Annotated in this window: 1 protein-coding gene; it reads right to left on the minus strand. The window is 73.0% G+C overall.

Annotation, left to right across the window (positions count from 1 at the left end; all coding sequences use genetic code 11):
• Nucleotides 1–3 precede the first annotated feature (3 nt).
• On the minus strand, nt 4–10,086 hold the full coding sequence (locus QSK18_RS17710) for a type I polyketide synthase (protein ID WP_285620581.1): 10,083 nt from the start codon (nt 10,084–10,086) through the stop codon (nt 4–6).
• Nucleotides 10,087–10,088 lie beyond the last annotated feature (2 nt).

Here is a 10,088-nt window from a genome sequence, read left to right on the forward strand (position 1 = left end):
GGTTCAGTTGGTCTGGTCGGCGGCGGCGGGGCCGTTCAGCCCGAGCTCGGTGTCCAGGAAGCTGAACACCTCCTCCGGGGTGGCCGAGCCGAACTCCAGGTCGGGGCCCGCGGGTTCCTCCGCGGGCGCCTGGCCGATCCAGTTCGACAACAGCCCGCGCAGCAGCCGGGTGACGTCGTCACGCCGGTCGAAGTCCGGCTGAGAGCTGCTCAGCCGGCCCAGTGCGGACTGCAGCCGTTCGATCTCCTCGATCACCGACGTTGGTTCGTTCTCGTCGAAGCCCAGGTGTCCCCGTTGCCCCCGTTGACCGGAGTACCCGGAGTGCCCGAGGTGCCCGGCCAGGGCCGAGCGCAGGTGGCCGGCCACGAGTTCCGGGGTGGGGTAGTCGAAGACCAGGGTGGCGGGCAGGCGCAGGCCGCTCGCCGAGCCCAGCCGGTTGCGCAGCTCGACCGCGGTGAGCGAGTCCAGGCCCAGGTCGCGGAAGGGCCGGTCGGCCTCCACGTCGTCGATCGAGGCGTGCCCGAGCACGGCGGCGGCCTCGGCCCGCACCAGATCGACCAGGAGTTCCTCCTGCCCGGCCCGGTCGGTGGCGTTCAGCTGGTTCAGCAGGTCCGAACCGCCCGCCTCGTCCGTTTCCGGCTCGGTGGCGCGCAGGTCGGGCAGATCGGCCAGCAGGGCGCTGGGGCGGGGCAGGGTGAACACCGGGTGGAAGGTGGGCCAGTCGACGTCGGCGACCGTGAGAGCGGCTTCGCCGCCGTCCAGTACTGATCCCAGGACCTCGATGGCCCGGGCCGGGTTCAGTTCCCGCAGGCCCATCCGCTCCAGGCGGCCGTCGTTGTCGGAGGCCATGCCCCCGCCGCCCCACAGCCCCCAGGCCACGCTGGTGGCGTTCAGGCCTCGGCTGCGCCGGTTCTCGGCCAGCGCGTCGAGGTAGGCATTGGCCGCGGCGTAGCCGCCCTGGTGGCCACTGCCCCAGACACCCGCGCCGGAGGAGAAGAGCACGAAGGCGCTGAGGTCGGTGGTCAGTTCGTCGAGATGCTTGGCTCCGAGCGCCTTCACGGCAGACACCTCGGCCAGGGTCTGGGCGCTGGATTCCTCCAGCGGGATCACCTGGCCCACGCCGGCGGCGTGGAACACCGAGTCCACCGGGCCGATGTGGTTCAGCAGAGCAACGACGTCGTCGCGAACAGCCAGATCGGAACAGAGGACGTGGGTGGTCGCCCCGTTCTCGGCCAGCTCGGCGGCCAGCGTGGGAACGTTGGTCGCGGCCGGGCCGCTGCGGCTGGTCAGGACGATCTGCTGGGCTCCGCGACGAGCGGCCAGCTGGGCGACGCGGGCCCCGATGGCGCCCGTCCCCCCGGTCACCAGCACGGTGCCCTGCGGCGTCCAGGGCTTCTTGGCCGGGCTCGGGGTGGCCCGCACCAGACGGCGGGCGTGAATCCCGGCGGGCCGGACGGCCACCTGGTCCTCGCTGCCGTTCAGCACCGCGGCCAGGCGCTGCCCGGCCTGCTCGTCCATGGTCGGGGGCAGGTCGATCAGGCCGCCCCAGCGTGAGGAGTGCTCGAGAGCGGCGACCCGGCCCAGGCCCCAGACCGAAGCCTGCTCAGGGGCGTTCACCCTGTCGTCGGAGGTGGTGGCCACCGCGCCCTGGGTGACCGACCACAGCGGGGCCTCGATGCCCGCCGCACCCAGCGCCTGGATCAGCTCCAGGCTCTGGACGGGAGTGACGTCGGTCTGGACGGCCGCCAGGAGCGAGAGCACGCCCGAAAGCTCACCCCCGGCCAGAACACCCGGGAACTGCCGCGTTTGGACGGTTGCCCCGGCGGCTTCCAGCGCGGCCCGGCAGGACGACGCGAGAGCGTCCTGACCGTTGTGCACCAGCAGCCAGGTGCCGTCCAGGCGGGCCGGGGCCAGGTCGGTCAGCAGGGGCCAGGTGATGCGGTAGCGCCAGGACGCGGTCACGTCCTTGGCGGGGCCGGAGGCTCCAGGGGCTGCCGACTCGATCCAGAACCGCCGGTGCTGGAACGCGTAGGTGGGCAGGTCGACGCGCTCGGCGGCGGGCAGCACCAGGCTCCAGTTCACCGGTACGCCGCGCACGAACGCCTCGGCCAGCGAGGTGAGCAGCCGGGCCGGGCCGCCCTCCTCGCGGCGCAGGGTGCCGACCACGATCGGGTCGGTGTGGATGTTCTCCAGCGTCTCCAGCGTGGGAGAGGCCAGCACCGGGTGCGCCGAGGTCTCGACGAAGGCGCCGTACCCGGCCTCGCCGAGCACTGCCACCGCGCGCGCGAACTCGACCTTGGCGCGCAGGCTGGCGTACCAGTAGCGGGCGTCCAGCTCGGTGCCGTCCAGGTGCTCGCCGGTCATCGCCGAGACCATCGGGACGCCGGCCCGGCGCGGCCTCACGTCGGCGAGCAGGCGCAGGATCTCGTCCTGCAGCTCGTCCACCTGGGGGCCGTGCGAGGCGTAGTCCACCGGCAGCATCCGGGCCCGGCCACCCTCGGCCTCGACCGCCTGCATGATCGCCTCGAGCGCGGCCGGGTCACCGGAGACCACCGTGGCGTTCGGGCCGTTCACCGCGGCCACCGTGACGTCGCCGACCAGACGCTGCTCGACCTCGGCCACCGGCTCGGCGATCGAGAGCATGCCGCCCCGGCCGGACAGCGCCTTCAGGGCCTGGCTGCGCAGCGCCACCACGCGGGCGCCGTCCTCCAACGACAAGGCCCCCGAGACGACCGCGGCGGCGATCTCACCCTGCGAGTGGCCGATCACCGCGTCCGGCTTCACCCCGGCTGCTTCCCAGACCGCAGCCAGTGAGACGTTCACGGCCCACAGAACCGGCTGAACCACGTCCACCCGTTCCAGGGCGTTCTCGTCGCCCAGGACGTCGGTGAGCGACCAGTCGACGAACGGCCGCAGCGCGCTCGCACACTCCTCCAGACGCCTGGCGAACACCGGGGACGAGGCCGCCAGCTCGCGGCCCATGCCGACCCACTGCGAGCCCTGACCGGGGAACACGAAGACCACGCGTCCGGCGCCGCGAGCACTGGCCGTACCGGTCACGAGATTGGCCGACGGACGGCCCTGGGCCAGCGCGGCCAGGCCGACGTGCAGTTCCTCCGGCGTCCCACCCACGACGACCGCCCGGTGCCCAAACAGCGAACGCGTCGTGGCCAGCGACCACGCCACGTCGGCCGGTTCCAGCTCTGTGAGCCCAGTCAGCTCACTCAGGCGGGTGGCCTGAGCCTGCCGGGCGGGTGCCGAGACCCCGGAGGTCACCCAGGCCGTCGCGCCCTCGACCAGCGCCTGGCGCTGGTCCGGCTCGACGGGTGCGGCCTGCGGGGCCTCTTCGAGGATGACGTGGGCGTTCGTGCCGCTGATGCCGAACGACGACACCCCGGCCCGCCGCCGCCGTCCATTGGTTTCGGTCTCCCAACGCTGCGACTCGGCCAGCAGGGCGACATGTCCGGCCGACCACTCGATGTTCTCGGCCGGCGCCTCGGTGTACAGGCTGCGCGGCAGCTCCTGGTGCTGCAGGGCGAGGATCATCTTCATCACGCCGGCGATACCCGCCGCGCTCTGGGTGTGGCCGATGTTCGACTTGACCGAGCCGATCCAGAACGGACGCTCCTGCGGCCGGTCCCGCCCATAGGTGGCGATCAGGGCCTGGGCCTCGATCGGGTCGCCCAGCGTGGTGCCGGTGCCGTGCGCCTCCACCGCGTCCACCTCCGCCGCCGTCAGCCCGGCATTGGCGAGCGCGGCCCGGATCACCCGCTGCTGCGAGGGACCGTTGGGGGCGGTGAGTCCGTTCGAGGCGCCGTCCTGGTTGACCGCACTCCCGCGCAGCACCGCCAGCACGGGGTGGCCCTTGCGCTGGGCATCCGAAAGACGCTCCAGCAGAACCATGCCCACGCCCTCAGACATGCCCATGCCGTCGGCCGAGGCGGAGAACGCCTTGCAGCGTCCGTCCACCGCCAGGCCCTTCTGCCGCGAGAAGCCGACCATCACGCCCGGGCTGGCCATCACCGTCGCGCCGCCGGCCAGGGCCAGCTCGCACTCGCCGCTGCGCAGAGCCTGGGCCGCCAGGTGCATGGCCACCAGCGCCGACGAGCAGGCCGTGTCGACCGTGACCGCCGGGCCCTCCAGGCCGAAGGTGTACGAGATGCGCCCGGACAGGACGCTGGTCGAGCCACCGGTCAGCAGATGCCCCTCGGAGCCGCCCGCGTCACCGAAGAGCCCATAACCCCAGGACTGTCCGCCCGCGAAAACGCCGGTCGACGAACCGCGCAGAGTGGCCGGGTCGATCCCGCCGCGCTCGAACGCCTCCCAGCTGACCTCCAGCAGCAGCCGCTGCTGCGGATCCATGGCCAGCGCCTCACGCGGGCTGATCCCGAAGAAGCCCGGGTCGAACTGCGCCGCATCGTGCAGGAAGCCGCCCTGGCTGGTGTAGAACGTGCCTTCCTGGTCGGGGTCCGGGTCGTACAGGCCCTCCAGGTCCCAGCCCCGGTCGGTGGGCAGCGTCGAGATGGCGTCGCCGCCGCTGGAGAGCAGCTGCCACAGCGCCTGCGGGTCGCGCACCCCGCCCGGGAAACGCAGACCCATCGAGACGATGGCGATCGGGTCGTCGTCCTCGCGGGCCGGCTTCGGCAGGGCGGAAACCGCATTAAGGACGCCGACCAGCTCGCCTCCCAGATGGGAGGCCAGGACCGCGGTGGTCGGGTAGTCGAAGACCAGGGTGGCGGGCAGCCGCAGGCCGGTCGCCGTGCTCAGCCGGTTGCGCAGCTCCACCGCGGTCAGCGAGTCGAAGCCGAGGTCGGTGAAGGCACGGGAGGCGTCGATCTCGTCGGCCGAGGAGTGCCCCAGCACGGCCGCGACGTGGGCCCGCACCAGATCGGTCAGCACCCGCTCGCGCTCGGCCACGGTGAGCCCGGCGAGCTGCGTGCGCAGCGCTGCGGCGCGCCCGTCCGTTCCCGACCGGGCCGACCGGGCCAGCCCGGCCGCTCCGGCCAGTGCACGCATCACGGGCGGGACGTCGGCGCCCTGCTCGGCCCGCGCCCGTAGGCCGGCCACGTCGAACCTCACCGGCAGGAGCAGGGAGTCCGGGCGCCGAAGGGCCAGATCCAGCAGCAGCAGACCCTCTTCGCGGTCCAGCTCACCGGATCCGCCGTCAGTAGCCCGGTTCAGCAGGCCCTGGTTCAGGTTCCGGCCGATTCCCTCCGAGGCCATCCAGGCGCCCCACGCCAGCGAGATCGCGGGCAGGCCCCGAGCGCGGCGGTGAGCGGCGAGCGCATCGAGGAACGCGTTGCCCGCGGCGTAGTTACCCTGACCCGGCGCGCCCATCGTGGCTGCGGCCGAGGAGAACAGCACGAAGAAGTCCAGGTCCTGGGTGAGTTCGTGAAGCGCCCAGGCGGCATCCGATTTGGGACGCATGACCGTCGCCACCCGCTCGGGGGTGAGCGAGCCGATCGTGCCGTCGTCCACCACACCGGCGGTGTGAATCACGCCGGTGACGCGGCGGCCGTCGAGCATGGCGGCAAGGGCCGCGCGCTCCGCCACGTCGCCGCTGAGGATCGTCACGTCGGCTTCGGCGTTCGCGAGGTCCGCCGCCAAGGTGGCAACACCGGGCGCGGCGGGGCCGGACCGGCTCACCAGCAGCAGCGAGCCGGCGCGGCCGGTGTCGGCGAGGTGTTGGGCGACGACACCACCCAGTCGGCCGGTGCCGCCCGTGATGAGCACGGTCGCCGGTACGGAATCGGCGTCGCCGGCCGCCGCCATTGTCTCGGCGCCGACCGCGGTCACGCCCACCTCGGACCCGATGGCCGGCAGCGCGGCCGGGCGCGCGAGCCGGGGCGCGAACGTCCCTGCTTCCCGCACCACCAGCTCCGCCTCGCCCGCCTCCGCAGCCGCGGCCAGCGTCCTCACCAGGGTTTCGCCGTCGAGATCGGGAGCCAGGTCGACCAGGACGATCCGGTCCGGGTTCTCCGACTGAGCCGAACGCAACAGGCCCCGGGCAGCCGCCGCACCCACGTCCGTAAGTTCTTCGTTCTCGCCTACCGACACCGCACCCCGGGTGACCACGACCAGGCGGGCCGTGGTCTCGGAGGACAGCCACTGCTGCACCAGGGTGAGCGCCTCACCGGCCAGGCGCGTGGCCTCGTCGGCCGGGGATAACCCGGGTTCCGACGCCAGGAAGGCAAGCACCACCGACGCGGCGTCGGGTGCAGCCTCGATACCGGGTGCAGCGCCAGGGCTGCCGGCCGCCTCAACCTCTGCTTCAGCTGAGTGTGTCTCCCCGGGTGGGCGGGGTGTGTCCGCAGCTGAAAATGTGCCCACCTCAGCTCCGGCCTGCTCCAGCCCGGCGGCCAGGTTCCAGCGGTCCAGGCCCAGCAACTGCCAGCGCCGTACCGAGCCCACCGGCAGCTTGACCGGGGCGTACTGCACGGTGAACAGCGCGTCGCGCACCCAGCCCGGCGTGGCCGCCGAGTCCGGCAGCGTCACCGGGCGCATCACCAGCGAGTCGACGGTGATCACCGGCATCCCGGTCGCGTCCACGGCCACCAGCGACACCGCGCCGCTGTCGGAACGCCGCACCCGGGCGCGCAGAACCCCGGCGCCCACCGCGTGCAGCGAGACCCCGGACCAGGCGAACGGCATCTGCGGCTCGCCCTCTCCCTGCGGCCCGGCCACCCACAGCGCGTGCAGCGCCGCGTCGAGCAGCGCCGGATGCAGACCGAACGACTCGGCGTCGGTGGAAAGACCTTCGGGCAGGGCAACTTCGGCGAAGATGTCGGTGCCGCGCTGCCAGACCGCCCGCAGGCCGCGGAAGGCCGGGCCCAGACCGGCAGCCTTGGCCAGTTCGTCGTAACGGCCGCCGACGGCAACCGGCTCGGCCCCGGCGGGCGGCCAGACCGTCAGGTCTTCCGCCTCGACGGCGACAGCCAGGCCCAGCTGTCCGGAAGCGTGCCTGGTCCAGGCCGGCACACCGTCCAGTTCAGCGCCGTCCCCGGAGACCGTGCTGCTCTCCAGGGGCCGGGCGAAGATCTCCACCGAACGGCCGCCGTGAGCCTCCGCAGCACCGACCGCCACCTGCACCTGCACGCCGCTGCTGTTGAGAACCAGCGGCGCGGTCAGGGTCAGCTCGTCCAGGTGCGGGCAGCCCAGCCGTGATCCCGCGGCCAGGGCCAGCTCGGCCAGGCCGGTGCCCGGGAAGATGGTGGTGCCGGCCAGGGTGTGGTCGGCCAGCCAGGGCTGCGCAGCCGTGGACAGACGACCCGTGAAGACCACCCCGTCACCGTCGGCCAGCTCCAGTCGGGCGCCGAGCAGAGGGTGGCGCACGGTTCCCAGGCCGGCCGCGGCCACGTCGGCCGCACCGGCAGCGACGTCGGGCCAGTAGCGGCGGTGCTGGAACGCGTAGGTGGGAAGGGCGATGCGCTGGGCCGGGGGCAGGACGGCGGTCCAGTTCACCCGGCAACCGCGCACCCAGGCCTCGGCGAACGAGGTGAGTAGGCGGGCCGCGCCGCCCTCTTCGCGTCGCAGGGTGCCGTTGACCGTCAGTGCGGCGTCGGTCTCGCTGATCGGAGTGGTCAGCACCGGGTGGGCCGAGACCTCGATGAAGGCCTGGTAGCCCTCCTCGGCGAGAGCCTGCACGGCGCGGTTGAACTCGACCGTTCCCCGCAGGCTGTCGTACCAGTAGCCGGCGTCCAGTTCACTGCCGTCCAGCCAGGCACCCGACAGCGCCGAGATCATCGGGATCTGCGCGGTGCGAGGCGTGACTGCGGCCAGCAGCCGGAGAATCTCGGCCTGCAGCTCGTCGACCTGCGGGCCGTGCGAGGCGTAGTCGACCGGAAGCAGCCGGGCCCGGCCGCCGTCCGCCTCGACCGCCGACATCAGGGCGGCGAGCTGGGCCGGATCGCCGGAGACCACGGTGGCGTTGGGCCCGTTGACTGCGGCCACGGTGAGCGCGTCGAAGGCGGTCAGGCGCTGCCGCACGACGTCTACCGGCGCGGCGATCGAAAGCATCCCGCCTCGGCCCGACAAGGCTTTCAGGGCCTGGCTGCGCAGGGCCACGACGCGCGCGCCGTCTTCCAGCGACAGGGCGCCGCAGACCACGGCGGCCGCGATCTCGCCCTGCGAGTGCCCGAGCACGGCGTCGGGCTGGACTCCGGCCGCCTGCCACACGGCGGCCAGCGAGACCATGACGGCCCACAGCGCGGGCTGCACCACGTCGACGCGCTCAAGAGCAACTGCATCATTGAGGACGTCGGTCAGCGTCCAGCTCGTGAAAGGGGCGAGCGCAAGCTCGCACTCGGCCATCCGCGCGGCGAAGACCGGCGAGGAAGCGATCAGCTCGCGGCCCATGCCCACCCACTGCGAGCCCTGGCCGGGGAACACGAACACGACACGGTCGGCGTCCTCGCCCAGCACCGAGCCGACGATCGCGCCGGACTCGGCCGAGCCGGAGATGAGTGCGGCGAGATCGGTCTGTAGGGCGGTGGAGTCGCCCAGCAGCACGGCCCGGTGCTCGAAGGCCGAACGGGTGGTGGCCAGGGACCAGGCCACGTCCTGCGGGTCCAGGTCACCAGCCGCGTGCTGCAGCCGCTGAGCCTGGGCGGTGAGGGCTTCGGGGGTGTGGCCGGAGATCAGCCAGGCGTGGGGAGCTTCGCTGAGCACCGCCAGCGGGCCGGAAGCCGCGCGCGGCGCATCAGGAGCCGCGTCCGACGAGCCGCTGGCCGCGCCCGTAGAAGCTGGTTCGGCCACCGGGGCCTCGGCGATGATCACGTGGGCGTTGGTGCCGCTGACGCCGAACGCCGAGACTCCGGCCCGGCGCACGCGCTCGCCCGGAGTCCAGGAGCGGGCCTCGGTGAGGAGGCGGACGTCACCGGAGGACCAGTCGACGTGCCCGGAGGGCTCGTCGGCATGGAGGGTGGCGGGCAGCACGCCGTGCTGCAGCGCCAGCACCATCTTCATCACCCCGGCCACCCCCGCGGCGGCCTGGGTGTGCCCGATGTTCGACTTGATCGACCCCAGCCACAGCGGGCGTTCGGGGTCGCGGTCCTGCCCGTACGTGGCCAGCAGGCCCTGCGCCTCGATCGGGTCGCCCAGCGTGGTGCCGGTTCCGTGGGCCTCCACCGCATCCACGTCCGAGGCCGTCAGCCGGGCCGAGGCCAGCGCGGCGCGGATGACCCGCTGCTGCGAGGGACCGTTGGGGGCGGTGAGACCGTTGGAGGCGCCGTCCTGGTTGACCGCGCTGCCGGCCACCACGGCGAGCACCGGGTGGCCGTTCTTGCGGGCGTCGGAGAGGCGCTCGAGCACGATCATGGTGGCGCCCTCGGCCCAGCCGGTGCCGTCGGCGGCGTCCGAGAAGGCCTTGCACCGGCCGTCGGGGGCGAGCCCCTGCTGGCGGGAGAGCTCGGAGAACATCACCGGCACGGCCATCACGGTCACGCCGCCGGCCAGGGCCAGCGAGCACTCTCCGGCCCGCAGGGCCTGAGCGGCCAGGTGCAGCGCGACCATCGAGGAGGAGCAGGCCGTGTCCACCGTCACTGCGGGCCCTTCCAGGCCCAGGGTGTAGGAGATCCGGCCGGAGACCACGCTGGTCGCGGTGCCGGTCAGCTGGTACATGCCCGCACCGGGCGCGGCGGCCGAGGGGTAGCCGGAGGTGGAGGCCCCGGCGAACACGCCGGTGGCCGAGCCCTGCAGCGAGCGCGGATCGATCCCGGCGCGCTCCAGGGCCTCCCAGGCCGTCTCCAGCAGCAGGCGCTGCTGGGGGTCGGTGGCGAGGGCCTCGCGCGGGCTGATCCCGAAGAAGGATGCGTCGAAATCAGCCGCGCGTTCGACGAATCCGCCCTGGGCGGTGGACGGTTCCCAGCCCCGGTCGGTGGGTAGCCCAGAGATGGCGTCGGTGCCCGAGACCAGCAGGTCCCACATTCCCTCCGGGCTGTCGACGCCTCCCGGCAGCCGGCAGCCCATTCCCACGATCGCCACCGGCTCGGCCTCGCCGGACTCGAACCGGCGCAGCCGTGCACGGGTTTCGTGCAGTTCCGCGGAGACCCGCTTCAGGTAGGCCAGAAGTTTCTCGTTCTCAACCATCT

The sequence above is a fragment of the Kineosporia sp. NBRC 101677 genome, assembly GCF_030269265.1.
Lineage (GTDB): Bacteria > Actinomycetota > Actinomycetes > Actinomycetales > Kineosporiaceae > Kineosporia > Kineosporia rhizophila.

Excerpts from the sequence above, each read along its gene's own strand:
- QSK18_RS17710 (WP_285620581.1), bottom strand. The coding sequence starts at position 10,086 with ATGGTTGAGAACGAGAAACTTCTGGCCTACCTGAAGCGGGTCTCCGCG.